Genomic DNA, 24,135 nt, shown 5'->3' with positions numbered 1-24,135 from the left:
AAGACGGTATCCACACTTATTTCATGAGGTTGGTGTTGGGCGATTGACCGGATATCATTCAGACGTTAATACTGAAATCCAACGGTTGTTTACCGCCAACGATAATTACGAGGGCGTACTTATATCATTGCCGCTGCCTCTCAGTGCGGCTGTCGGGGGCTTCCCGATCGCTATTCGGCACTTAAGCCGTTAAATCACTTTTTCGCCAGTTCCTGGTTTAATGTCCAGAGTTCCAGGCGTTCTTCATTGCTTAAACCATGCGTGCGCTCGCGAGCAATTAACTCTTCCTGGCGCAGTTCAAGCAACGAATCAAACATATGGTTGAGTGAGTCGGTGAAGGTTTGCTCAGCAATATTCCTATCTGCTATATCGTCCCACATCGACAGTTTTTCAAGGGTGGCAGCATTATTTGTACCACGATAGTGCTCTAAAAGTTGCCCGGTGGTCAGACCTGGCTGAGAGAGACAAGTGTTGACCAGTTCTCTGAATAAGCCAAGTCCGGGTAGCTTATTTTCATCCAGATTCTCAAGCGGCGGGACTAACGTCGCTAATTCTGGATTTTGCACCAGCAACCCTATAAGTATACGCATGGTCGTGCGTTTTAGCTGCGGAACAGGACGAGAAACGCCGTTCTCTGCTGCTTTCGGCATTAATCGTTCAAGCTGGCTGTCATCAAGGATGCCTAACTTGTTGCCTAATTCCTGACGAAGATAGATGCGCAGCGTTTCTCCTGGCACCTGAGAAATCAGCGGCAGCGCCAGCGTACTTAAACGTGCGCGCCCGTCAGGAGTACTCAGATCAACCTGCGGCATCAGGCTGTTAAACAGAAACGCGGAGAGCGGCATTGCCTGCTCCATTCGCGCTTCAAACACCTCTTTACCCTCTTTGCGCACCAGTGTGTCTGGGTCTTCGCCATCCGGTAAAAACATAAAGCGTAACTGACGGCCGTCTGTCATATAAGGCAGCGCAGTTTCCAGCGCCCGCCAGGCGGCATCGCGACCTGCACGGTCGCCGTCATAACAGCAAATGACATTGTTGGTCGCACGGAACAACAACTGAATGTGATCGGCAGTGGTTGACGTACCCAGCGATGCAACGGCGTAATTAATACCGTATTGCGCCAGCGCCACCACGTCCATATAGCCTTCGACCACCAACAGACGCTGGGGTTCAGCGTTATCCTGCTGCGCTTCATAAAGACCGTAAAGCTGGCGGCCTTTATGGAAAATATCGGTTTCCGGTGAGTTCAGGTATTTGGGGGTATCGTTGCCCAGCACGCGCCCGCCAAAACCAATCACCCGACCGCGTTTATCGCGAATAGGGAACATCACCCGCTCGCGGAAACGATCGTAACTGCGACCCTGATCGTTGGTGACCAACATGCCCGCATCAATCAATGACTGACGATTTTCTGGATTGCCGCCAAACCGTTTCAGGACGTTGTCCCAGCCGGGGGGCGCAAAACCAATCGCAAAGCGGGCGATGACCTCGTGGCTTAATCCGCGTTTTTCCAGATACTGGCGCGCAGATGTGGCAACAGGTTGTTGTAAAGATTGTTGGTAAAACGTATTCAGACCGTCCATCAACTGATAAAGCGTTTGCCGTTGATGGCGCTCTATCTGGCTGGGGCCGCTGCCTGCTTCAAATGGCACTTCAAGATTGTGCATTGCCGCCAGCTCTTCGACCGTTTCGACGAACTCGAGCTTGTCGTAGTTCATCAGGAAGTCGATCGCGTTGCCGTGCGCGCCACATCCAAAGCAGTGGTAAAACTGTTTCTCACCGTTAACGGTGAATGACGGGGTTTTCTCGTTGTGGAAGGGACAACACGCGTGAAAATTCTTGCCCTGCTTTTTCAGCTTCACACGGGCATCGATCAGATCGACGATGTCAGTGCGCGCCAGCAGATCATTAATGAATACGCGTGGGATTCGTCCAGCCATAGGCCCCGATTTTTAGCAATTCATAAACGAAAATAAGCCGCGCATTCCTTTCGGAAGCACGGCCTTACAACTACAACTCGGTCTGATCGGAGAGCAACGCTCTCAGGGAATTAGTACAGACGAGTGCGGCGTGCGTTTTCGCGAGCCAGTTTCTTCGCGTGACGTTTCACTGCAGAAGCTTTAGCGCGCTTACGTTCGGTAGTCGGTTTTTCATAGAACTCACGACGACGAACTTCCGCCAGAACACCTGCTTTTTCGCAGGAACGCTTGAAGCGACGCAGAGCTACGTCGAACGGCTCGTTTTCACGTACTTTAATTACCGGCATGTGCCTCTCACCTTTGATTAATTCGGTTTGCCGCTGGCATCAACGCCAGCTTATTTCAAAATGGTGCGGAATTTTACTGCAATTGCTGCTGCTTTGTAAAGCACCGCGACCTCTTTTGAAAGGGACTTTTATAAGGGTGAGGAGTATACACGAGGCTTTCTCCAGGGGCGAACAAAGTTTTACATCAACCCGCATTGGTCCTACACTGCGCGGTAATAAAGCGAGGTAAAACAAGTCATGCGTGTACTGGGTATTGAAACTTCCTGCGATGAAACCGGCATCGCCATTTACGACGATGAAAAAGGTTTGTTAGCCAACCAATTGTATAGTCAGGTGAAATTACACGCTGACTATGGCGGCGTGGTGCCTGAACTGGCCTCCCGCGATCACGTGCGTAAAACCGTACCGCTGATCCAGGCGGCGCTGAAAGAGTCTAGTTTGACGGCAAAAGATATTGATGCCGTGGCCTATACCGCAGGCCCAGGATTAGTCGGCGCGCTGCTGGTTGGTGCGACCGTGGGACGTTCTCTGGCGTTTGCCTGGAACGTTCCGGCGATTCCGGTGCACCATATGGAAGGGCATCTGTTAGCACCGATGCTGGAAGATAACCCGCCGGAATTTCCGTTTGTCGCATTGCTGGTTTCCGGCGGTCATACGCAGTTAATCAGCGTTACCGGCATTGGTCAGTATGAGCTGCTCGGCGAGTCCATTGATGATGCCGCTGGTGAAGCGTTTGATAAAACCGCGAAGCTGTTAGGGCTGGATTATCCTGGCGGGCCGCTGCTGTCGAAAATGGCGGCGCAGGGTACAGCCGGGCGCTTTGTCTTCCCGCGTCCGATGACCGACCGTCCGGGGCTGGATTTCAGCTTCTCCGGCCTGAAAACCTTCGCCGCGAACACGATTCGTGACAATGGCACCGACGACCAGACGCGTGCCGATATTGCCCGCGCCTTTGAAGATGCGGTGGTCGATACGCTGATGATTAAATGCAAGCGTGCGCTGGATCAGACCGGATTCAAGCGGCTGGTAATGGCAGGTGGCGTGAGTGCTAACCGCACGCTGCGGGCGAAACTTGCGGAAATGATGAAAAAGCGTCGCGGCGAAGTGTTCTACGCGCGTCCGGAATTTTGTACCGATAACGGTGCGATGATCGCCTATGCCGGAATGGTGCGGTTTAAAGCAGGCGCGACGGCGGATCTCGGCGTTAGCGTGCGTCCGCGTTGGCCGCTGGCAGAGTTACCGGCTGCGTAAAACTCTCGGGTGCCGGAGAGCAATTTCCGGCACCGTCCCCACTTAAAGCAAAACCACGGGCATCCACAGTAAGCCGGTAATCACCAGCAACACGAGGAATATCAGCCCAAAAATCGCCCCCAGTCGCCAGTAATCCACTGTTGGCAGATAACCACTACCGTAGTAAATCGGACTGGGCCCGGTGGCGTATGGCGTAAGAATGCTCCCCAGACCAATTGCCGCGCCAACCATCAGGCAGAACACCGGCAGCGGGATTTCCGGCATCGCCAGCGCGGCGGCAATCATCATCGGCGCGAGGGCGGAGGTATACGCCGTGGCGCTGGCAAAGAAGTAGCGCAGCAGATAAAACACCACAATCAACGCCACCATCACCATCGTCGGCGAATAACCACTTAAGCTGCCAGCTAACAGTTTGCCAAACCAGCTAATAAAACCGGTGTTGTTGAGTCCGGTGGCGAGGGTGATTAGCGAGGCCAGCCAGAAGAAAACGTTCCACGCCGCTTTATTACTGACAATATCGTCCCAGCTGATAATGCGCAGAAGCAGCATCAGTGCCACCACGCTGTAACCGACCATCGCAGCATCGATATAATCACCGCCGAAAATCCACAGCACCAGCGCGCCCACCATCAGCGCCAGCATCCGTTTTTCACGCGAACAGAGTGGCCCCATCGCTTGCAGTTCCGTCTCTGCCCAGCGCGGCACCTGATCGCCAGACTTCAGCACCGGTGGATACAGCACATAAGCCAGCCAGGGAACCAGCAGAACCAGTAAGATACTGAGCGGCAACATACCGAGGAACCAGTCGCCCCAACTCAGCGTGGCGTGAGATGCGCTTTTCATCAGTCCAATTAACAGCAGGTTAGGCGCCATCGCCGTCAGGAAAATGGCGCTGGTCACGCAGTCGGCAACAATCCCCATCCACATGATGTATGAGCCAATGCTGCGCGAACTGCTGTCGTTCGGCTGTGATTGATAGAGCGGCGGCAGGTTACGGATGATGGGATAGATAATCCCCGCACCGCGCGCTGAGTTGGAAGGTGTTACAGGTGCCAGAATCAACTCGGAGAACATTACCGCATAGCCGAGAAACAGTGTGCGATGCCCCATCTTTTTTACCAGAATCAGCGCGATACGGCGTCCAAGACCGGTTTTTTCATAGCCAGTGCCAAACATAAAGGCGGCGAAAATCAGCCAGATAACCGAATTAGAAAAACCGGAAACCGCCCAGGAGAGGGATTTTGCGGTGAATTTAAAGCCTGGCTGGGCGAGCTGCTCGGGGCTAAACAGCAGCCAGGGCGAGAGAATGGCGATGATGGAGATACCCACCATCGCCACCACGGCACCCGGCACGGGTTCGAGGATCAGCCCAACGATCACGCCGGTAAAAACCGCAAAGTAGAGCCAGGTATGACTCTCCAGCCCTGCGGGAACCGGAAGTAGAGCAATAATGGCGATGACCGCCAGCGGTGCGAGATATCGCCACCATTCAGTGGAAGGTTTCATCGTGTTATGCCTGCGAAAAAGGAGAGGGGGTGAGCCTCTCCGGGAGGGTTATTTGATGTAGTGGACGTGCTCGCAAATCTCTTCCACGATGGGATCGCGGCGTTCGGCGAACAGCTTTTTGTTTTCGGCTATCAGGTTGTTTCCGTGGGTATCAATAGAGACAATCAGCGGCCCAAACTCTTTAACCCGGCAGACCCACAGCGACTCCGGCATTCCGAGTTCTGTCCAGTGCACCTCTTCAATCTCTTCCACCTGGGTCGCCGCCAGTACCGCGCAGCCTGCCGGAAAAATTACATGCAGCGCCTTGAATTTCTGGCAACCTTCTTCGGTCAGCGGCCCCATTCCGCCTTTGCCGACCACCAGTTTCACGCCGGTCTGTTCAATGAATTCACGTTCAAAACTTTCCATACGCATACTGGTTGTCGGGCCGACGGAGACCATCTCCCATTTGTCGCCGTTTTTGCGCACGATGGGGCCTGCGTGGAAAATCGCTTTGCCGTTGAGATCGTAAGGGATCGGACGTTTCAGTTCGATCAAGCGGCGGTGACAAACGTCACGGCAGGTCACCAGCGTACCGGTCAGGTAGATCACATCGCCAACGTGAATATCTTGCAGATCTTCAGCTTTGATCGGGGTTGTCAGGATCTTTTTCATAACGCGCTCCGGGTGTGAGACAGATTTTCAAAGGAGAGATCGGCATGAACCAGCAGTGTGCCGCGACGATGCGCCCAGCAGCCTGTAGAAACAGCAACGCCGATGGTTGACGGATGGCGAGCGGCAGATTCGATATGCACGCCCATCACTGAACTGTTGCCAGTCAGCCCCTGTGGACCAATCCCCAGACGGTTGAGTCCTTCTTCCAGGCGTAGTTCCAGCTCTGCCGCTTTTGGATTGGGATGGCGGCTGCCAATTGGGCGCAAAATGGCTTTACGCGAGAGCACAGCGGCGGTTTCCACCGAGGTGGCGATGCCTACACCTACCAGCACCGGTGGACAGGCATTTACGGCGAGGGTGGAGATATTTTCGAAGACGAATTTCACCACGCCTTCGTAGCCTTCCGATGGCATTAACACTTTCGAGCGGCCAGGTAGCGTGCAGCCGCCGCCAGCCATGTAAACTTCGATTTCCGCGTCGTCACCGTCGGGGACGATATCCCAGGTAACCCACGGTACGCCGCTACCGGTATTTTTGCCGGTGTTCACTTCGTCAAAAATTTCCACCGCGTTGTGGCGCAGTGGCGCTTTGACGGTCGCCTCTTCCACGGCTTGCTTAAGAATGCTTTGCAGCTCGCCAAGCAGCGGGAAACGAGAACCGACTTTAACAAAAAACATGATTTCGCCGGTGTCCTGACAGGCCGGGCGATTCAGGTCGATCGCTTTTTGCATGTTATCGAACATCGTGTGGTAGATAATTTTCCCCATCGACGACGTTTCGGCGTCCCGAAGCTGTTTTAGTTTATCCACCACGTCATCGGGCATCCGGGTAGAAATCATGGCGGTAAAGTTAGCGACAATATCCGTCAACTTATTCACTGCCTGTTGTTTATTACATTCGCTCATCATGGCAACTCCAGTTTTTCTATTTGTCTGGAAAAATTTACCGCCACAAACTAACACTAAAAATAGGGTTTTATATTTCTTACCGCCGTGAATATGTAATTAACAGTTCGTGAATCAACACGAAAATAAGAATGAATATTGCGCCAGAGCAGGGAATGGCAATGTTTTGCGAAATACACTGAGCCAGTCAAAATTGCGGATAATTAACGATGCTGAATAGCTGGCCTTTAGCCAAAGACTTGCAGGTACTGGTGGAAATCGTCCATAGCGGCAGTTTTAGTGCCGCAGCGGCGACGCTTGGGCAGACGCCCGCATTTGTCACCAAACGAATCCAAATCCTTGAAAACACGCTGGCAACGACGCTGCTTAACCGCTCCGCTCGCGGCGTGGCGCTGACTGAAAGTGGCCAACGTTGTTACGAACATGCGCTGGAAATCCTCACCCAATATCAGCGACTGGTCGATGACGTCACGCAAATCAAAACGCGCCCGGAGGGGATGATTCGTATTGGTTGTAGTTTTGGTTTTGGTCGCAGCCATATTGCGCCAGCAATTACTGAACTGATGCGCAGTTACCCTGAATTACAGGTGCATTTTGAATTGTTTGATCGGCAAATTGATTTAGTGCAGGATAATATTGATCTGGATATTCGTATTAATGATGAAATCCCTGATTATTATATCGCGCATCTTTTGACGAAAAATAAAAGAATATTATGCGCAGCACCTGAGTATCTGCAAAAATATCCCCAACCACAATCCTTACAGGAATTAAGTCGTCATGACTGCCTGGTGACTAAAGAGCGCGATATGACCCACGGAATATGGGAGTTGGGGAACGGTCAGGAGAAAAAATCGGTGAAAGTCAGCGGGCACCTTTCCTCCAACAGCGGTGAGATAGTGCTGCAATGGGCGCTGGAAGGGAAAGGGATTATGCTGCGTTCCGAATGGGATGTGCTGCCGTTTCTGGAGAGTGGCAAACTGGTGCGAGTATTGCCGGAATATGCACAAAGCGCCAATATCTGGGCTGTCTATCGGGAGCCACTCTATCGCAGTATGAAGTTGCGCGTCTGCGTAGAGTTTCTGGCGGCATGGTGCCAGCAACGACTGGGCAAGCCCGATGAAGGCTATCAGGTTTTATAAACCTGACAGAAATCACTGCGGATCTTTTTCTCGCTTTCTTTTAAATTTCGTCCAGATTTTTGTCTCCTGGCGACGCCACAGACGCTGGATGTTGTCATGATGACGCAGCAGGATGAGGCAAGAGAGCATAGAAACCGGGAAGGTAAATTGTGGCTTAAACCACCAGACATAAAACGGGGCAATCAGTGCGCTGACAATCGCTCCCAGCGACGAATAACCGCTGAGCAAAATGGTTAACAGCCAGGTTCCCGCCATCACGCCCGTTAAATCCCAGCCTATCGGGGCGATTGCACCAAAAGCGGTGGCAACGCCTTTTCCACCTTTAAAACCGAAGAAAACCGGCCAGATATGCCCAAGACAGGCGGCAATCGCAATCAGCCCTAGCCAGAAGGGGCTGACGCCTAATTCATATGCGCCCCAGACGGGCAACATTCCTTTCAGAACGTCGAAAATCAGCACTGCTACGGCTGCTCCCTTGCCACCGATACGTAACACATTGGTTGCGCCGGGATTGCCGGAGCCGCTGGTTCGCGGATCGGGCAGCCCACACAAGCGGCAAACCAGAATGGCACTGGAAATGGAGCCGCAGAGGTACGCGATGAGGATCATTCCAGGCGCGATTGCACTCATAAGCTGTTCCGTTTTGAAAATTCGTGTTCAACGATGAATCTGTGGATAATACGCACATTTCGCCGGAAGTGGTATCCGGTTAGCCAAAAAGCAGGCAGGACGTGATGGATATTGTATTTATAGAGCAACTTTCGGTAATCACCACTATTGGTGTTTACGACTGGGAACAGACCATCGAACAGAAGTTAGTGTTCGATATCGAAATGGCGTGGGATAACCGTAAAGCGGCGAAAAGCGATGATGTGGCGGATTGTCTCAGCTACGCTGACATTGCAGAAACGGTGGTCAGCCACGTCGAGGGCGCGCGTTTTGCGCTGGTGGAACGCGTGGCGGAAGAGGTGGCGGAACTGCTGTTAGCACGCTTTAACTCGCCGTGGGTGCGTATCAAACTCAGCAAACTAGGCGCAGTGGCGCGTGCAGCGAATGTTGGCGTCATCATTGAGCGTGGCAATAATCTGAAAGAAAATAATTAATTTTACAGCTGTTAAACCAAACGGTTATAACCTGGTCATACTGCAGTAGTTCGGACAAGCGGTACATTTTTATAATTTAGGGGTTTATTGATGAGCGATATGCACTCGCTGCTGATAGCGGCAATATTGGGTGTGGTCGAAGGATTGACAGAATTTCTGCCGGTATCCAGCACGGGCCATATGATTATTGTCGGTCATTTGTTGGGGTTTGAGGGCGACACGGCGAAAACCTTTGAAGTCGTGATCCAGTTAGGATCAATTCTGGCTGTGGTAGTGATGTTCTGGCGGCGTCTGTTTGGCCTGATTGGCATTCACTTTGGGCGTCCGTTGCAGCACGAAGGAGAAAGCAAAGGTCGGTTAACGCTGATCCACATTTTGCTGGGGATGATCCCGGCGGTGGTGTTGGGACTTTTATTCCACGATACGATTAAGTCGTTGTTTAACCCGATAAATGTGATGTATGCGCTGGTCGTCGGCGGTCTGTTGCTGATTGCCGCCGAATGCCTGAAGCCGAAAGAGCCGCGTGCGCCGGGTCTGGATGATATGACCTATCGTCAGGCGTTTATGATTGGCTGTTTCCAGTGTCTGGCGCTGTGGCCGGGTTTCTCCCGCTCTGGGGCAACTATTTCCGGCGGGATGCTGATGGGCGTGAGCCGCTACGCCGCTTCTGAGTTCTCGTTCCTGCTGGCGGTGCCGATGATGATGGGCGCAACGGCGCTCGATCTCTACAAAAGCTGGGGCTTCCTGACAACCGGCGATATCCCGATGTTTGCCGTTGGGTTTATCACCGCTTTTGTGGTGGCGCTGATAGCGATTAAAACCTTCCTGCAATTGATTAAGCGCATTTCGTTTATCCCGTTCGCCATTTATCGCTTTATTGTGGCGGCTGCGGTGTACGTAGTGTTCTTTTGATTCGGAGCAGGCCCGGTTTTCTCCCTCGCCCTTTTAGGGAGAGGGCCGGGGTGAGGGTAATTGTTCGCTCTGGTACTGGCCTGTTCCCCTCACCCTAACCCTCTCCCCAGAGGGGCGAGGGGACAGTTCGCGCTAACTTTTAGTTATATATCCAACACTTACTCAGGTTTTGGGCAACGTTGTTCCTTCCAGCTGGCTACCGCCGCAATCCGGCGTCGGGTCAACTCTTCGCGAATCTCTACGCCTTTAAATCCCGCTTCAACGACCGCTTTCGTCGGTACTGACTGCGCCACTTCCCAGGCTTCGCGCAACCAGCGCCCTTGCGGGTAATCAGCCGATTCAAAGCCGGTTCTGCCGCGCACGTCGGCCTCGCTGGTCAGCGCCAGTTGCTCGACACGCTGCGGTTTACGCCAGGCATCGATGGAATCAAACAATTTGACGATGGTTTTTGGGTTCAGCATTGGGAAGGTGTGGATGAGATCGTGAAACTCAGCCACCTGTCTGGCTAAATCGCGAATTTCATTTGGCACCCGCAGACGCTGACATAGTTGTTCCACTAACTTCACGCCCGCCGGACCGTGACCGTGATGACGCGGCCAAAGTTCTGGTGGAGTCAGCCCTTTACCGAGATCGTGGCATAACGTTGCGAAACGGACATCGACCTGCGGACTCAGCATCGCTGCCATGGAGAGCGTCATTAAGGTGTGAATACCCGTGTCGATTTCCGGGTGCCATTTCGCCGGAGCGGGGACACCAAACAACGCGTCGATCTCCGGGAATAAAACGCGTAGTGCGCCGCAATCACGCAATACCTGGAAGAAAACTTGCGGATTGCGTGTGGTGAGGGCGCTTTCAGTCTCTTTCCACACGCGTTCGGGCGTCAGGTGTTCGAGTTCGCCTGCATGAGTCATCTCACGCATCAGCGCCAGAGTTTCATCGGCAATACGAAAACCAAGGTGGGCATAACGCGCAGCAAAACGCGCTACGCGCAATACGCGTAGCGGATCTTCGCCAAACGCGGGGGAAACATGGCGCAACAGACGATTTTGCAGATCGCTCAGGCCGTTGTACGGGTCGATAATCTTGCCGTTATCATCCTGAGCCAGTGCATTGATGGTCAGATCGCGACGCTTAAGATCATCTTCCAGTGTGACATCCGGCGCGGCATAACAGGTAAAACCGGTATAACCGGAGCCGGATTTCCGTTCGGTACGTGCCAGCGCATACTCTTCATGGGTTTGCGGATGCAGAAAAACAGGAAAATCGCGGCCTACCTGCTGGTAGCCCGCGTCGAGCATCTCCTGTGGCGTACTGCCGACCACCACCCAATCTCTGTCTTTGACCGGTAGCCCTAACAATGCATCCCGAACCGCACCACCGACCAGATAAATCTTCACGCCATCTTCCCTTCGTCAAATACACAATTCCTAATAATAAGACAGTGCAACGAAGAAGGCGATTTAGTTCATCCAGCGATCTTTACGTTTGCGCGTTGGGATCAGGTGCGGCAATACCAGGCCGAGCAGCAAGCCAAGTCCCAGCACACCGCCGCCATACATAAACCACTGCATGATGATGGTGCGCTGTTTGTCATCCAGCTGAACGCTGGCGGCATCGACTTTTTTCTGCGCGACAATCAGTTCGTTTTTCAGCTTCTGATTTTCTTCTTTTAACCCGTTGATCACACTGTCGCTCTGCGCCACTTTTTGCTGCATTTCTGCGGTGCGCTGATTCCAGGTGTTATCGATATTGGTGAGCTTATCGGTCAGGGTTCTGACCTGATTTTCCAGATCTGGCACGCGGGAGCGCAGGCTTGGCTCAGTGCTCAGTTGTTTCAACGGGATCCAGGCGGTACGGCCGGAGCTGTCTTTCACCTGGGCATAATTGGTGTTGGCGTCAGTTTGTAATAATGTCACTTCTTCACCGGCGTTCACGGTGCCCACGAGGCGATAATGATCTCCCGGACCACTGCGAACCCAGGTGTTCAGTTCGTCAGAAACATAGCGTTTTTCTTCCGCGTGAGAGACGGCAGTGGCGCTAAGCGCGAGTAAAGTTAGTGCGATCAGGCGTAATTTTGGCATCAGGCTGTCGTTATTGTCATGGAAAGTGGAACGATAGTAGTGGCATCAGTGTTGCTGCGCAAAGCATTCGGTATCAATCGGAATCCTCTGTGTCAGGTTTTGCCACTGTCTCAAACTTTTACGCCCGTCAAAATGCTCGTTGCATGGCAATTTGGCGCAAAATACTATCTACTGACAAAAAAGATCGCATTTAGTTCGCCGTTCATCGTCACTTATGTGACATAACCGATAAGTAAAGGCCATGGCTCAGGAAATCGAATTAAAGTTTATTGTTAATCACAGTGCCGTTGAGGCGTTGCGTGACCATCTCAATACGCTGGGCGGCGAGCACCATGACCCCGTGCAGTTGCTGAATATTTACTACGAAACGCCGGATAACTGGCTGCGTGGGCACGACATGGGGCTGCGTATTCGTGGCGAAAACAGTCGCTATGAGATGACCATGAAAGTTGCCGGACGGGTAACGGGCGGATTGCACCAGCGCCCGGAATATAACGTGGCGTTGAGTGAACCGACGCTCGACCTGGCGCTGTTACCGACGGAAGTCTGGCCAAACGGTGAGTTACCTGCCGATCTCGCGTCCCGCGTGCAGCCGCTGTTCAGCACCGATTTTTATCGCGAAAAATGGCTGGTGGAGGTCGATGGCAGCCAGATTGAAATCGCTCTCGATCAGGGCGAGGTGAAAGCGGGTGAATTTGCTGAACCTATCTGTGAGCTGGAACTTGAGCTGCTTAGCGGTGAAACGCGCGCGGTGCTGAAACTGGCGAACCAACTGGTATCGCAAACCGGATTACGCCAGGGCAGCCTGAGTAAAGCGGCGCGTGGCTATCATCTGGCGCAGGGCAATCCCGCGCGTGAAATCAAACCCACCACCATTTTGCATGTTGCAGCAAAAGCCGATGTGGAACAGGGGCTGGAAGCGGCGCTGGAGCTGGCGTTAGCGCAATGGCAATATCATGAAGAGCTGTGGGTGCGCGGCAACGATGCGGCGAAAGAGCAGGTGCTGGCAGCCATCGGCCTTGTTCGCCATACGCTGATGCTGTTCGGTGGTATTGTGCCAAGGAAAGCGAGCACTCACTTACGTGATCTGTTGACCCAATGTGAAGCGACGATTGCTTCTGCGGTTTCTGCCGTGACGGCGGTCTACTCTACCGAAACGGCAATGGCGAAACTGGCGTTGACTGAATGGCTGGTCAGCAAAGCCTGGCAGCCGTTTTTAGATGCCAAAGCGCAGGGCAAAATGAGCGATTCCTTTAAACGCTTTGCCGATATCCATCTTTCCCGCCATGCTGCTGAACTGAAAAGCGTTTTTTGCCAACCGTTGGGCGATCGCTACCGTGACCAGTTACCACGTCTGACGCGTGATATTGACTCAATACTGTTGCTGGCGGGTTACTACGATCCTCTCGTTGCGCAAGCCTGGCTGGAGAACTGGCAGGGACTGCGTCACGCCATTGCGACCGGGCAACGCATTGAAATTGAACATTTCCGTAATGAGGCAAACAATCAGGAACCGTTCTGGTTGCACAGCGGAAAACGTTAATCAGGCAAGGATAAAATCGCTTATGAAGCCGCTCTCTTCACCGTTACAGCAGTACTGGCAGACCGTTGTTGAGCGGCTGCCAGCGCCTTTAGCCGAGGAATCACTTAGCACACAGGCGAAGTCAGTACTTACTTTTAGTGATTTTGTGCAGGACAGCGTAATTGCGCATCCAGAGTGGCTAACGGAACTGGAAAGCCAGCCGCCGCAGGCCGACGAATGGCAGCATTACGCTGCATGGTTGCAGAAGGTGCTCAGTGATGTAAGCGATGAAGTCAGTTTAATGCGCGAGCTGCGTTTTTTCCGGCGGCGCATTATGGTGCGCATCGCCTGGGCGCAAACTCTGGCACTGGTTACTGAAGAGAGCATTTTGCAGCAGCTCAGCCATCTGGCGGAGACGCTGATTGTCGCGGCGCGCGACTGGCTGTATGAAGCCTGCTGTCGCGAGTGGGGAACGCCGTGCAATACGCAGGGCGAAGCGCAACCGTTGCTGATTTTAGGCATGGGCAAGCTGGGTGGCGGGGAACTGAATTTCTCCTCAGATATCGATCTGATTTTTGCCTGGCCGGAACATGGCTGTACGCAGGGCGGACGCCGCGAACTGGATAACGCTCAGTTCTTTACCCGCATGGGCCAGCGGCTGATTAAAGTGTTGGATCAACCAACGCAGGATGGCTTTGTCTATCGCGTGGATATGCGTCTGCGTCCGTTTGGCGAAAGCGGCCCGCTGGTGTTGAGCTTTGCGGCGCTGGAGGATTATTACCAGGAGCAGGGGCGCGACTGGGAGCGTTACGCGATGGTCAAGGCGCGGATTATGGGCGATAGCGATGGCGTCTATGCTAACGAATTGCGTTCAATGCTGCGCCCGTTTGTTTTCCGCCGTTACATCGATTTCAGCGTCATCCAGTCACTGCGTAACATGAAAGGGATGATTGCCCGTGAAGTGCGTCGTCGCGGCCTCACTGATAACATCAAACTTGGCGCGGGCGGTATTCGCGAAATTGAATTTATCGTCCAGGTGTTCCAGCTCATTCGCGGCGGACGTGAACCGTCGCTGCAATCGCGCTCTTTACTGCCAACGCTCAGCGCCATTGCCGCGCTGCATCTGCTTTCTGAAAATGATGCCGAACAATTGCGAGTGGCATATCTGTTCCTGCGGCGTCTGGAAAACCTGTTGCAAAGCATTAACGACGAACAAACCCAGACGCTTCCTGCCGATGAGCTTAACCGTACGCGGCTGGCGTGGGCAATGGATTTCGCTGACTGGTCGCAACTGACCGGGGCACTGACCGGACATATGACAAATGTGCGTCGGGTGTTTAATGAACTGATTGGCGACGACGAAAGCGAAACTCAGGAAGAGTCGCTGTCGGAACAGTGGCGTGAGTTGTGGCAGGATGCGTTGCAGGAAGATGACACTACGCCGGTGCTGGCGCATCTTAGCGAAGATGATCGCAAACAGGTGCTGACGCTGATTGCCGATTTCCGCAAAGAGTTGGATAAACGCACCATTGGGCCTCGCGGGCGTCAGGTGCTCGACTATCTGATGCCGCATCTGCTAAGTGATGTCTGTGCGCGTGAAGACGCTGCTGTCACGCTGTCGCGCATTACCGCCTTGTTGGTGGGGATTGTTACTCGCACTACTTATCTTGAGCTGCTTAGTGAATTTCCGGCGGCACTTAAGCATTTGATTTCTCTGTGTGCCGCATCGCCGATGATTGCCAGCCAGCTGGCGCGTTATCCATTATTGCTGGATGAACTGCTCGATCCAAATACCCTCTACCAACCGACGGCGACCGACGCCTACCGTGATGAACTGCGCCAGTATTTGCTGCGCGTGCCGGAAGATGACGAAGAACAACAGCTTGAGGCGCTACGCCAGTTTAAACAGGCGCAACTGTTACGCATTGCGGCAGCGGATATCGCCGGTACGCTACCGGTGATGAAAGTGAGCGATCACTTAACCTGGCTGGCGGAAGCAATGATAGATGCTGTCGTTCAGCAGGCGTGGGTTCAAATGGTCGCCCGCTACGGTAAACCGAATCACTTAAACGAACGCGAAGGCCGTGGTTTTGCGGTGGTCGGCTACGGTAAGCTGGGCGGCTGGGAGTTAGGTTACAGTTCCGATCTTGACCTTATCTTCCTCCATGATTGCCCAATGGATGTGATGACCGACGGCGAGCGGGAAATCGACGGGCGGCAATTTTATCTGCGTCTGGCGCAACGCATTATGCATCTGTTCAGTACGCGTACTTCTTCCGGCATTTTGTATGAAGTGGATGCGCGGCTGCGTCCGTCCGGGGCAGCGGGAATGCTGGTGACATCCGCAGAAGCGTTTGCCGATTATCAGAAAAACGAGGCCTGGACGTGGGAACATCAGGCGCTGGTGCGTGCGCGGGTAGTGTACGGCGATCCACAATTGACCACGCACTTTGACGCAGTGCGACGGGAAATTATGATGCTGCCGCGTGAAAGTAAAACTCTGCAAACGGAAGTGCGGGAAATGCGTGAGAAAATGCGCGCTCATCTCGGCAATAAACATCGCGATCGCTTTGATATCAAAGCTGATGAAGGCGGAATTACCGATATCGAATTTATTACTCAATATCTGGTGTTGCGCTACGCTCATGAAAAACCGAAGTTAACGCGCTGGTCAGACAACGTACGCATTCTGGAACTGCTGGCGCAAAACGACATTATGGAAGAGCAGGAAGCGATGGCGCTGACCCGTGCTTACACTACGCTGCGCGATGAACTTCATCATCTGGCGTTACAGGAATTACCGGGTCATGTGCCGGAGGAGTGCTTCACCGCAGAGCGTGAACTGGTGCGGGCAAGCTGGCAGAAGTGGCTGGTGGAGGAATGAAGTGTGATATTATCGCGCGCAAATTTTGAATCTCTCAGGAGACAGGAATGAAAGTAACGCTGCCAGAGTTTGAACGTGCAGGAGTGATGGTGGTTGGTGATGTGATGCTGGATCGTTACTGGTACGGTCCCACCAGCCGTATCTCGCCGGAAGCGCCGGTGCCTGTGGTTAAAGTCAATACCATTGAAGAACGTCCGGGCGGCGCAGCCAACGTGGCGATGAACATCGCTTCTCTTGGTGCTAACGCTCGCCTGGTCGGGCTGACTGGTATTGATGATGCGGCGCGCGCGCTGAGTAAATCACTGGCGGACGTCAACGTAAAATGCGACTTCGTTTCTGTGCCAACGCATCCGACCATCACCAAACTGCGGGTGCTTTCCCGCAACCAACAGCTGATCCGTCTGGATTTCGAAGAAGGTTTTGAAGGTGTTGATCCGCAGCCGCTGCATGAGCGGATTAATCAGGCGCTGAGTTCGATTGGCGCGTTGGTGCTTTCTGACTACGCGAAAGGTGCGCTGGCAAGCGTACAGCAGATGATCCAACTGGCGCGTAAGGCGGGCGTTCCGGTGCTGATTGATCCAAAAGGCACCGATTTTGAACGTTACCGTGGCGCTACGCTGTTGACGCCGAATCTGTCAGAATTTGAAGCTGTTGTCGGTAAATGTAAGACCGAAGAAGAGATTGTTGAGCGCGGCATGAAACTAATTGCCGATTACGAACTCTCGGCTCTGTTGGTGACCCGCTCCGAACAAGGCATGACCCTGCTGCAACCGGGTAAAGCGCCGCTGCATATGCCAACCCAGGCGCAGGAAGTGTATGACGTTACCGGTGCGGGCGACACGGTAATTGGCGTACTGGCGGCAACGCTGGCGGCGGGTAATTCGCTGGAAGAGGCCTGCTTCTTTGCCAATGCGGCGGCTGGCGTAGTGGTCGGCAAACTGGGAACCTCCACGGTTTCGCCGATCGAGCTGGAAAACGCGGTTCGTGGACGTGCAGATACCGGCTTTGGTGTGATGACCGAAGAGGAGCTGAAGCTGGCTGTAGCGGCGGCGCGTAAACGCGGTGAAAAAGTGGTGATGACCAACGGTGTCTTCGACATCCTACATGCCGGGCACGTATCTTATCTGGCAAACGCCCGCAAACTGGGTGACCGCCTGATTGTCGCAGTGAACAGCGATGCTTCCACCAAACGCCTGAAAGGGGATTCTCGTCCGGTTAACCCGCTCGAACAGCGTATGATTGTGCTGGGCGCACTGGAAGCTGTCGACTGGGTGGTGTCGTTTGAAGAAGACACGCCGCAGCGCCTGATCGCCGGCATCTTGCCAGATCTGCTGGTGAAAGGCGGCGACTATAAACCGGAAGAGATCGCCGGGAGTGAAGAAGTCTGGGCCAACGGCGGTGAAGTGCTGGTGCTCAACTTTGAAGACGGTTGCTCGACGACCAACATCATCAAGAAGATCCAACAGGATAAAAAAGGCTAACCGGAAAGCGGTTCACAGATCTCGTTTCGTGCCAGGTAGACCTATTGACGCTGTTGTTTTTTCAACCTAAAGTAAAGGAACAAGGGTAAGGGAGGATTCCTCCCCCCTCTGATTGGCTGTTAATAAGCTGCGAAACTTACGAGTAACAACACAATCAGTATGATGACGAACTTCATCATAACCCTTTCCTTCTATAAGGCCCCTTCCTCGGGAGGGGCTTTCCCGTTTCAGCCCCTTGCTGACTCCCCGATTGTTGATGAGCGCCAGACCCCGCGCAATGCTTTCTCTGATGCAGTTTTACCTTCCCCGAGTCGACTCGCAAAACGCTGTAACAAGCTGATCAGTTGCACTTTTTAGCGGAACGCAGATATAAAAAATCCCCGGCTTTGTGTGCCAGGGATGTGAATATAAGAAAATCTACTCTACTTTATCTGCGATGGGTATCGATGGAGTCAATGGTGAAGTCAATGCCGCCAACGAACCGCCTGAAACGCCGATTTCATTGAGGAGAGAGTCAATAAGCGGTGCTTGTGTGCGGTAAGAAAGGGCGGCTGATAACGCCTGTTCTGCCAGATTACCTCCACCAACGCAGCCTGATGTTGCATCACCCGTAGCGCCACCACGATTCAGACCATCGACCTGAATGATCTTAATACCGTCAATAGACTTCATTGGCTCAACGGATTTCTCAATTACTGCAGGAAGAGACTGCAACAGCGCCAGCTTGAACTTAAGGCTGGTTTGTTCGTCAGAAAGTACGTTGATAGCGTCGTTCAGTGCGCGTTGTGCTTCCGCTTCCGCCAGGCCTTTTTTACGTGTTGCCTCAGCTAACTCTACGATTGCTGCCGCCTGCATCTCTGCGGCTTCTTTTTCAGCTTTCGCGCGGACGGTCAGTTCGACCGCTTTGGTTTCCGCGTCTTGTGCTGCGGCAATCAGAGCAACCTGCTTGGCACGATCGGCTTCGGCGGTCTGACGTGTTGTTTCTACGTTTTGCTGGGCGCTTACCGCTTCTGCAAGTGCGAGGTTGGCACGCGCTTCCGCTTGTGACTGCTGTTCCGATTTGGCCGCAATAGCGATCGATTTCGTTTGGTTGGCGATTTCGGTGACCTGCTGCTGTTCGATCTCTTTAATGCGAACTTCGCGTTCGGCCTCAACTTTTCTTGAGCGCACGGCCTGTTCGCGGTCGATTTCTGTTTCCTGAATCTGCCGTTCAGCCAGAATACGCGTTTGCTCTGCCTCACGACGACGTTCAGCTTCAAAAGCCGCAATTTTCGCATTCTGCTCTGCGGTGCGGGTTTTAACCTGCTGCTCCTGCTCAAGTGTCATAAACGCTTCTTGCTGTTCAATCTCGAGCTTTCGCGACAGCGCATCACGGTTTTTCTCACGCACCGCAACTTCTACATCCTGTTCAACTTCGTTACGCTCGCGGCGACGGCGTTCTGTTTCCTGCGTCAGCTTGGTTAAACCTTCGGCGTCAAAGGCGTTGTTCGGATTGAAATGCTCTTTCGACGTCTGGTTAAAGTTGGTAAGTGACACGCTTTCCAGTTCCAGACCGTTTTTCGACAAGTCTTCTGCAACGGTATTTTGCACCCCCTGAACGAAGTTTTCGCGTGTATCCTGTAACTCATGCATGGTCATTTGTGCTGCGGTGGCACGCAGAGCATCGACGAATTTATCTTCGACCAGCATCCGCAAATCTTCCGGTGACAAGGTTCGTTGCCCCAACGTCTGAGCGGCGGTGGCGATGCCTTCTACCGACGGTTTTACCCGCACGAAGAAAGCGACCACGACATCGACACGCATACGATCTTTTGTAATCAAACTATCAATCGTCGAGCGACTAACTTCCAGTTTTAATGTATTCATATTGATAGGGATTATTTCATGGAAGATCGGCATAACAATTGCGCCGCCACTCATAACCACTTTTTGTCCGCCTAATCCGGTACGGACAAATGCCTGCTCAGCAGATGCCCGACGATAAAGCCGCGCGAAAATAATACCGATAATAAATAGAACGCATACGGCAACAATCGCCATAAACATCCAGGAAGGCACTAAGTTAACAATATCATCCATTATTAAATTTCCTTTTAATTAAATACTTATAATATATTTGGCCAGGGATTTTTTTTCAGCCAAATACCGCGTTGGAGAAAGTCGGCAAATAATTAATACCTCGTCACCTTTATTAAAAAATTTCCCTTCTTCGGGTTCCAGTAATAAATAGTGTGTTTGACCGAATTGATCGGTGAGTTTTCCTTCACAGGGGTTACCTGAAGTCGCCTGATGACCGGTAATTAATGCCATGCAGCCAATATATTCTTCTTCGGTAATAGCAGAGCTATGGTCACGTGGAACCCAGGGGGCAATTATCTTACCGGTATAATGCACCATGATAATTGAGAGCAGTAAACTGACAGGAACAACGAACAGATTCGAGAGTGGGGCTTGCCAGAGCAAGATGCAGGCGTGTTGTAGCAAAACACCAAGCAGCCCAAAGAAACCGGCTAGCAGGCAGAGGATGACGAGGGCTGGCAACCTTCCGATATTGAGATAATGAAGCGCCTGACTAATATTACCTGTGGTTATGGAATCGTAATGATCAAGATGTGCATCGAGAGCGCCGGATAGCATATGGCCACAGATAATGGCAATAATTTCCAACAGACCGATTAATAGTACAAAGGAAATAGCGAAAAGATAAGGTGCGTTATAGTCGGCAAATAAAATCATCAGTCACTCCATCGTCCATTCAGTGACGCATTGTTTATTGTGGTATGGTTTCCTTGCTTACATTTATCTTGGCTAATAATAACATATGTTAGTGAGTTCTTAAAAGGAGAAGTCATTTAATGTTATTTTTTATTTTTTGAAAAAGTGTGATCCTAAACAATATATTTACGCACGTTATGTTTAAAGGCACTACACTGATTAGGGAATACTGAAATCAAAAAAAGCATATAGCCTTAAAAGGTATGCGATAACCGGAGGATGTGCTTATGGATCATAGTCTTAATTCTTTAAATAATTTCGATTTCCTGGCGCGTAGTTTTGCCAGAATGCATTCTGAAGGCCGCCCGGTCGATATTCTGGCCGTCACCGGTAATATGGATGAAGAACATCGGACCTGGTTTTGCGCCCGCTATGCCTGGTATTGCCAGCGGATGACACAGTCAAAAGAACTGGAATTAGAACATTGATATTACGGGCCATTTGGCCCGTTTTTGTGTTGCTTTATTCTGCTTTATCAACGGGTGGGATGGCTGGAGGAGACTGAACTTCTGCTACCGGATTATTGCGTGCTTCCAATTCACTGATGCGCTGTTCCAGTAACGCCAGTTTCTCACGGGTCCGTAACAGAACCTGCGTCTGAACGTCGAATTCTTCACGGCTCACAAGATCGAGACGCGTCAACTGCGCCTGCAGGGTTTGGCGGATTTTTTTCTCCACATCTTCCCCGAACTCCCTGATTCCTTTAGGCATTGATTCGTGAACCTGGCGAGCAATTTGCTCAATTTTTTTCGGGTCAATCATTGTAGTTTCCCTGTACTGATAGGTGTTTAGTGCCATTGTAGTGCGATAAGGGTAAGTCATAAACCAGAATTATGTGAACCTGTGCGTTGCCGCCGCTAATCATTAGCGTTATAGTGAATCCGCTTATTCTCAGGGCGGGGCGAAATTCCCCACCGGCGGTAAATCAACTTAGTTGAAAGCCCGCGAGCGCTTTGGGTGCAAACTCAAAGGACAGCAGATCCGGTGTAATTCCGGGGCCGACGGTTAGAGTCCGGATGGGAGAGAGTAACGATTCTGTCGGGCATGGACCCGCTCACGTTATTTTGGCTATATGCCGCCACTCCTAAGACTGCCCTGATTCTGGTAACCATAATTTTAGTGAGGTTTTTTTACCATGAATCAGTCGCTACTTTCCTCTTTTGGTACGCCTTTCGAACGTGTTGAAAATGCACTGGCTGCGCTGCGTGAAGGACGCGGTGTAATGGTGCTTGATGATGAAGACCGTGAAAACGAAGGCGATATGATCTTCCCGGCAGAAACGATGACCGTTGAGCAGATGGCGCTGACCATTCGTCACGGTAGCGGTATTGTTTGCCTGTGCATCACTGAAGATCGCCGTAAACAACTCGATCTGCCAATGATGGTAGAAAATAACACTAGCGCCTATGGCACCGGTTTTACCGTGACCATTGAGGCTGCTGAAGGTGTGACTACCGGTGTTTCTGCCGCTGATCGTATTACAACCGTTCGTGCTGCTATTGCCGATGGCGCGAAACCGTCAGATCTGAATCGTCCGGGCCACGTTTTCCCACTGCGCGCACAGGCGGGTGGTGTACTGACTCGCGGTGGTCATACTGAAGCGACCATTGATCTGATGACGCTGGCAGGGTTTAAACCGGCAGGTGTACTGTGTGAGCTGACTAATGACGATGGCACCATGGCGCGTGCGCCAGAGTGCATTGAGTTTGCGAATAAACACAATATGGCACTGGTTACTATCGAAGATCTGGTGGCTTATCGTCAGGCGCACGAGCGTAAAGCCAGTTAATAGCCTGTATATTTTGAATATAGAAAAGCCGGGCATCTGGACTGACCCCGGCTTTTTTGCTATTTAGTGATAGTTTATTTTTACGATCAAGTCTTTCTGGAAGGGGCCGAATCTAAGCGATTCGCCAGATTTTTGTGTTAATTCCGCCAGGTAGTCATGGGTCGCCGTGGTGGAAGATTGCCCCGGTACATAGGTGGTAAATATTTTATACTGGTTAAATACTACGGAATCCTTCGTTTTTTGGTCGATGATGTTCATCAACAGACCATTTCCCATTTCCAGATGGGTATCGTCGTAGAGTGTGTCACTTGTATAGAAACTGGTTGCAACGTCAAATTGTTCGCTGCAATCAGCAGTGGCATCTTTTATTGTTGAAACACTAAAAGCTGCTTTGGGGGGAAATGTTGAGAAAGAGTTTGCAGCGATTTGCCCAAAGTTGACTATCTGGCTCTCTGGATAAATGCGCATAGTTACGCCGCAATCAAGAAATGAAATATTATCGAGACCTGTAATATTCACATGGAGGTTTTTTGCTTTGGGATTAGTATTTGCACCTTGTCCACCATCAAATTGCAACACGTTTACATCACCAAAATCCCAACTGAGGCCCTCTGTAGAAGGGGGAATTTGAGCGAGTTTTACATACAGGCGGAAACGAGCATTGAACTCGTTATTTTTCTGATATGTGCTGCCATTACAAGCTTTAGTTGTATATTGATCCCCCGTTGAATTCTTTCGATCCAGACACACTCCCGTATCTATGCTCTGACCATTTCCTTCATAGTCCTGACCGTTATAAGTCACACCAAATATTAAATACGGGTTGTTCAGAACGATGGGATCATTAAACTCTGCCAATTTGATCCAGGCATGAATATTTTCTGTGGGGGCAGCAGATGACCAGTTACCTGCATTGTTGCAAAAGACGTGGACAGCGATATCGTCACTTTCCCAAATTTTCTGACCCAGAATGGCATTTTGAGGAATTCTGAAGGAGGGCATCTCCTTTTCGATAAGCGTAGGACCTTTGTTTTTATCCTGATAGCAATCTACAGCATAAGAAGAAACGTTAAAAAACAAACACAGAATAGCTAACAGCCTAAAAAGCGTAATCATAATTTTCCCTTTCTGGCTGATGTGCTTTGACACAGAGACTGGACGGAGTTGCACTCAACTTTAAACATTTCCAGACCACCATAGTCGCCAACAAAACCGAGCAGGAATGTGGCTGGCAGGTTGTTCAGGTGCTGAGTCGCTGTTGCAAACGGTGCTACCATAATGCTGTCTGCCCCAGGCATTAATGTTTTTCCGTTAGTGCCTATATAACCAACAGTAATATGATAAGGCGTTGGATTATTGAGCGTGAGTCCTGTCGCAGTACGGCTTACCGTGACTTTTTGCAGAGGCACCATTTGCCCCTCTTTTAATTCAATGGCTTTTGGACGCCAGAATAATTTCAGGCGGCTTTGCATCGCGATCTGCATTACATTCTGTTCTTTGGCACGAGGCGGAATTTCCCGGACGTTATAGTAGAACAAGGTTTCCCTGTCTTGTGGTAAGTTATTGAGCGATGCCAGTGCCATCAGACGAATTTGCACCTGTTCATCTGCTTCGATACGCTCCATTGGCGGCAGTGTTGAAATATAGTCGCGTGTTTTTTTGCCGCTGGCATCTTCAATCCATGACTGCGCCAGATAAGGTTCAGTTTTGCTTTGATTGGTCAGACGAACTGTCGCACTTTTACTGGAAGCATTAAAAATAATGCGCGTCCTGTCCGGTGAAACCGTGGCCTGGGCAAAACAACTTATCACCAGTAAACAAATCATTCCCGTTGTGATTATTGGCATTTTCATTTCATTCATCC

At 51.6% G+C, this 24,135-nt stretch carries 22 protein-coding genes, 1 pseudogene and 1 riboswitch; of the genes and pseudogenes, 9 read left to right on the top strand and 14 right to left on the bottom strand.

From position 1 onward, the window contains the following. Positions 1-194: 194 nt before the first annotated feature. Both dnaG and rpsU read right to left on the bottom strand, forming a co-directional pair. Positions 195-1,940, bottom strand: coding sequence for a DNA primase (dnaG, locus tag WES_RS03165; protein ID WP_016159752.1), 1,746 nt, complete (start codon positions 1,938-1,940; stop codon positions 195-197). A 110-nt stretch (positions 1,941-2,050) separates the two neighbouring features. Next, a complete protein-coding gene (gene rpsU, locus WES_RS03170) occupies positions 2,051-2,266 on the bottom strand; it encodes a 30S ribosomal protein S21 (RefSeq protein ID WP_001144069.1) in 216 nt (71 codons plus the stop codon). A 237-nt stretch (positions 2,267-2,503) separates the two neighbouring features. Here rpsU and tsaD point away from each other — a divergent pair, with 237 nt between their 5' ends. Further along, positions 2,504-3,517 (top strand): tRNA (adenosine(37)-N6)-threonylcarbamoyltransferase complex transferase subunit TsaD, encoded by a 1,014-nt coding sequence (gene tsaD / locus WES_RS03175; RefSeq protein ID WP_001264373.1) that lies wholly within the window; start codon positions 2,504-2,506, stop codon positions 3,515-3,517. 42 nt (positions 3,518-3,559) lie between these two features. Here tsaD and ttdT read toward each other — a convergent pair whose 3' ends face one another. Genes ttdT through ttdA form a run of 3 tightly spaced genes read right to left on the bottom strand, consistent with a single transcriptional unit; the run spans position 3,560 to position 6,585 of the window. After that, on the bottom strand, positions 3,560-5,023 hold the full coding sequence (gene ttdT, locus WES_RS03180) for an L-tartrate/succinate antiporter (RefSeq protein WP_000804984.1): 1,464 nt from the start codon (positions 5,021-5,023) through the stop codon (positions 3,560-3,562). Positions 5,024-5,071: 48 nt separating this feature from the next. Continuing rightward, entirely contained in the window at positions 5,072-5,677 is a 606-nt protein-coding gene (gene ttdB / locus WES_RS03185) for a L(+)-tartrate dehydratase subunit beta (protein WP_000722945.1), read from the bottom strand. After that, on the bottom strand, positions 5,674-6,585 hold the full coding sequence (ttdA, locus tag WES_RS03190) for a L(+)-tartrate dehydratase subunit alpha (RefSeq protein ID WP_000986723.1): 912 nt from the start codon (positions 6,583-6,585) through the stop codon (positions 5,674-5,676). Before ttdA ends, ttdB begins: the two co-directional genes overlap by 4 nt. Positions 6,586-6,791: 206 nt before the next feature. On the opposite strand from ttdA, the gene ttdR reads away from it, so the two are divergent. Beyond that, positions 6,792-7,724, top strand: a complete 933-nt coding sequence (gene ttdR / locus WES_RS03195) for an L-tartrate utilization transcriptional activator TtdR (protein ID WP_016159753.1) — start codon at positions 6,792-6,794, stop codon at positions 7,722-7,724. Between the two features lie 12 nt (positions 7,725-7,736). Here ttdR and plsY read toward each other — a convergent pair whose 3' ends face one another. Next, complete coding sequence (gene plsY, locus WES_RS03200; protein ID WP_001272794.1) at positions 7,737-8,354, bottom strand: glycerol-3-phosphate 1-O-acyltransferase PlsY; 618 nt, start codon at positions 8,352-8,354, stop codon at positions 7,737-7,739. Between the two features lie 104 nt (positions 8,355-8,458). Between plsY and folB the strand changes: the two genes are divergently transcribed. Continuing rightward, complete coding sequence (folB, locus tag WES_RS03205; protein WP_016159754.1) at positions 8,459-8,827, top strand: bifunctional dihydroneopterin aldolase/7,8-dihydroneopterin epimerase; 369 nt, start codon at positions 8,459-8,461, stop codon at positions 8,825-8,827. A 90-nt stretch (positions 8,828-8,917) separates the two neighbouring features. Beyond that, positions 8,918-9,739, top strand: coding sequence for an undecaprenyl-diphosphate phosphatase (gene bacA, locus WES_RS03210; protein ID WP_001305111.1), 822 nt, complete (start codon positions 8,918-8,920; stop codon positions 9,737-9,739). 158 nt (positions 9,740-9,897) lie between these two features. On the opposite strand, the gene cca is transcribed toward bacA, so the two are convergent. After that, positions 9,898-11,136, bottom strand: coding sequence for a fused tRNA nucleotidyltransferase/2',3'-cyclic phosphodiesterase/2' nucleotidase/phosphatase Cca (cca, locus tag WES_RS03215; protein ID WP_016159755.1), 1,239 nt, complete (start codon positions 11,134-11,136; stop codon positions 9,898-9,900). A 63-nt stretch (positions 11,137-11,199) separates the two neighbouring features. Beyond that, entirely contained in the window at positions 11,200-11,820 is a 621-nt protein-coding gene (locus WES_RS03220; protein ID WP_001125317.1) for a TIGR04211 family SH3 domain-containing protein, read from the bottom strand. A 241-nt stretch (positions 11,821-12,061) separates the two neighbouring features. On the opposite strand from WES_RS03220, the gene ygiF reads away from it, so the two are divergent. From ygiF to hldE, 3 genes are read left to right on the top strand one after another with little or no spacing between them, the layout of a single operon-like run. After that, complete coding sequence (gene ygiF, locus WES_RS03225) at positions 12,062-13,363, top strand: inorganic triphosphatase (RefSeq protein WP_016159756.1); 1,302 nt, start codon at positions 12,062-12,064, stop codon at positions 13,361-13,363. Between the two features lie 22 nt (positions 13,364-13,385). After that, positions 13,386-16,226, top strand: a complete 2,841-nt coding sequence (gene glnE, locus WES_RS03230) for a bifunctional [glutamate--ammonia ligase]-adenylyl-L-tyrosine phosphorylase/[glutamate--ammonia-ligase] adenylyltransferase (RefSeq protein ID WP_016159757.1) — start codon at positions 13,386-13,388, stop codon at positions 16,224-16,226. Positions 16,227-16,273: 47 nt separating this feature from the next. Beyond that, positions 16,274-17,707, top strand: coding sequence for a bifunctional D-glycero-beta-D-manno-heptose-7-phosphate kinase/D-glycero-beta-D-manno-heptose 1-phosphate adenylyltransferase HldE (gene hldE, locus WES_RS03235; RefSeq protein WP_000869188.1), 1,434 nt, complete (start codon positions 16,274-16,276; stop codon positions 17,705-17,707). A 119-nt stretch (positions 17,708-17,826) separates the two neighbouring features. Here the strand turns inward: hldE and WES_RS24175 are convergent, their stop codons facing one another. From WES_RS24175 to WES_RS03245, 3 genes and pseudogenes are all read right to left on the bottom strand, one after another. Next, positions 17,827-17,886, bottom strand: a complete 60-nt coding sequence (locus WES_RS24175) for a type I toxin-antitoxin system Ibs family toxin (RefSeq protein WP_105271347.1) — start codon at positions 17,884-17,886, stop codon at positions 17,827-17,829. A 238-nt stretch (positions 17,887-18,124) separates the two neighbouring features. Continuing rightward, positions 18,125-19,786 carry a flotillin family protein gene (locus tag WES_RS03240; protein WP_016159758.1) on the bottom strand — a complete coding sequence of 554 codons (1,662 nt, stop codon included), beginning with the start codon at positions 19,784-19,786 and terminating at the stop codon, positions 18,125-18,127. A gap of 26 nt (positions 19,787-19,812) precedes the next feature. Then, a pseudogene (locus tag WES_RS03245) lies at positions 19,813-20,443 on the bottom strand (OB-fold-containig protein). Positions 20,444-20,709: 266 nt separating this feature from the next. Between WES_RS03245 and glgS the strand changes: the two are divergent. Further along, complete coding sequence (gene glgS, locus WES_RS03250) at positions 20,710-20,910, top strand: cell surface composition regulator GlgS (RefSeq protein ID WP_010348753.1); 201 nt, start codon at positions 20,710-20,712, stop codon at positions 20,908-20,910. 34 nt (positions 20,911-20,944) lie between these two features. On the opposite strand, the gene ubiK is transcribed toward glgS, so the two are convergent. Next, on the bottom strand, positions 20,945-21,244 hold the full coding sequence (ubiK, locus tag WES_RS03255; RefSeq protein ID WP_010347865.1) for a ubiquinone biosynthesis accessory factor UbiK: 300 nt from the start codon (positions 21,242-21,244) through the stop codon (positions 20,945-20,947). A gap of 121 nt (positions 21,245-21,365) precedes the next feature. Beyond that, positions 21,366-21,514, top strand: a riboswitch (FMN riboswitch). Between the two features lie 103 nt (positions 21,515-21,617). Here ubiK and ribB point away from each other — a divergent pair. Next, a complete protein-coding gene (gene ribB / locus WES_RS03260) occupies positions 21,618-22,271 on the top strand; it encodes a 3,4-dihydroxy-2-butanone-4-phosphate synthase (protein WP_016159760.1) in 654 nt (217 codons plus the stop codon). A 63-nt stretch (positions 22,272-22,334) separates the two neighbouring features. On the opposite strand, the gene WES_RS03265 is transcribed toward ribB, so the two are convergent. Next, positions 22,335-23,387 (bottom strand): fimbrial adhesin, encoded by a 1,053-nt coding sequence (locus WES_RS03265; protein WP_016159761.1) that lies wholly within the window; start codon positions 23,385-23,387, stop codon positions 22,335-22,337. Next, complete coding sequence (locus WES_RS03270; RefSeq protein ID WP_016159762.1) at positions 23,384-24,124, bottom strand: fimbrial biogenesis chaperone; 741 nt, start codon at positions 24,122-24,124, stop codon at positions 23,384-23,386. Before WES_RS03270 ends, WES_RS03265 begins: the two co-directional genes overlap by 4 nt. Between the last annotated feature and the right edge of the window lie 11 nt (positions 24,125-24,135).

This window comes from Escherichia sp. KTE31, from assembly GCF_000407925.1.
Lineage (GTDB): Bacteria > Pseudomonadota > Gammaproteobacteria > Enterobacterales > Enterobacteriaceae > Escherichia > Escherichia ruysiae.
The sequence above is the reverse complement of the archived record's forward strand: the minus strand, read 5'-3'. Positions and strand labels throughout refer to the sequence as shown.

Excerpts from the sequence above, each read along its gene's own strand:
- folB (WP_016159754.1), top strand. The coding sequence starts at position 8,459 with ATGGATATTGTATTTATAGAGCAACTTTCGGTAATCACCACTATTGGT.
- ttdB (WP_000722945.1), bottom strand. The coding sequence starts at position 5,677 with ATGAAAAAGATCCTGACAACCCCGATCAAAGCTGAAGATCTGCAAGAT.
- bacA (WP_001305111.1), top strand. The coding sequence starts at position 8,918 with ATGAGCGATATGCACTCGCTGCTGATAGCGGCAATATTGGGTGTGGTC.
- dnaG (WP_016159752.1), bottom strand. The coding sequence starts at position 1,940 with ATGGCTGGACGAATCCCACGCGTATTCATTAATGATCTGCTGGCGCGC.
- WES_RS03220 (WP_001125317.1), bottom strand. The coding sequence starts at position 11,820 with ATGCCAAAATTACGCCTGATCGCACTAACTTTACTCGCGCTTAGCGCC.
- plsY (WP_001272794.1), bottom strand. The coding sequence starts at position 8,354 with ATGAGTGCAATCGCGCCTGGAATGATCCTCATCGCGTACCTCTGCGGC.
- ribB (WP_016159760.1), top strand. The coding sequence starts at position 21,618 with ATGAATCAGTCGCTACTTTCCTCTTTTGGTACGCCTTTCGAACGTGTT.
- ubiK (WP_010347865.1), bottom strand. The coding sequence starts at position 21,244 with ATGATTGACCCGAAAAAAATTGAGCAAATTGCTCGCCAGGTTCACGAA.
- ttdT (WP_000804984.1), bottom strand. The coding sequence starts at position 5,023 with ATGAAACCTTCCACTGAATGGTGGCGATATCTCGCACCGCTGGCGGTC.
- WES_RS03240 (WP_016159758.1), bottom strand. The coding sequence starts at position 19,786 with ATGGATGATATTGTTAACTTAGTGCCTTCCTGGATGTTTATGGCGATT.
- ttdA (WP_000986723.1), bottom strand. The coding sequence starts at position 6,585 with ATGATGAGCGAATGTAATAAACAACAGGCAGTGAATAAGTTGACGGAT.
- glnE (WP_016159757.1), top strand. The coding sequence starts at position 13,386 with ATGAAGCCGCTCTCTTCACCGTTACAGCAGTACTGGCAGACCGTTGTT.
- rpsU (WP_001144069.1), bottom strand. The coding sequence starts at position 2,266 with ATGCCGGTAATTAAAGTACGTGAAAACGAGCCGTTCGACGTAGCTCTG.
- WES_RS03270 (WP_016159762.1), bottom strand. The coding sequence starts at position 24,124 with ATGAAAATGCCAATAATCACAACGGGAATGATTTGTTTACTGGTGATA.
- hldE (WP_000869188.1), top strand. The coding sequence starts at position 16,274 with ATGAAAGTAACGCTGCCAGAGTTTGAACGTGCAGGAGTGATGGTGGTT.
- tsaD (WP_001264373.1), top strand. The coding sequence starts at position 2,504 with ATGCGTGTACTGGGTATTGAAACTTCCTGCGATGAAACCGGCATCGCC.
- ttdR (WP_016159753.1), top strand. The coding sequence starts at position 6,792 with ATGCTGAATAGCTGGCCTTTAGCCAAAGACTTGCAGGTACTGGTGGAA.
- glgS (WP_010348753.1), top strand. The coding sequence starts at position 20,710 with ATGGATCATAGTCTTAATTCTTTAAATAATTTCGATTTCCTGGCGCGT.
- WES_RS03265 (WP_016159761.1), bottom strand. The coding sequence starts at position 23,387 with ATGATTACGCTTTTTAGGCTGTTAGCTATTCTGTGTTTGTTTTTTAAC.
- ygiF (WP_016159756.1), top strand. The coding sequence starts at position 12,062 with ATGGCTCAGGAAATCGAATTAAAGTTTATTGTTAATCACAGTGCCGTT.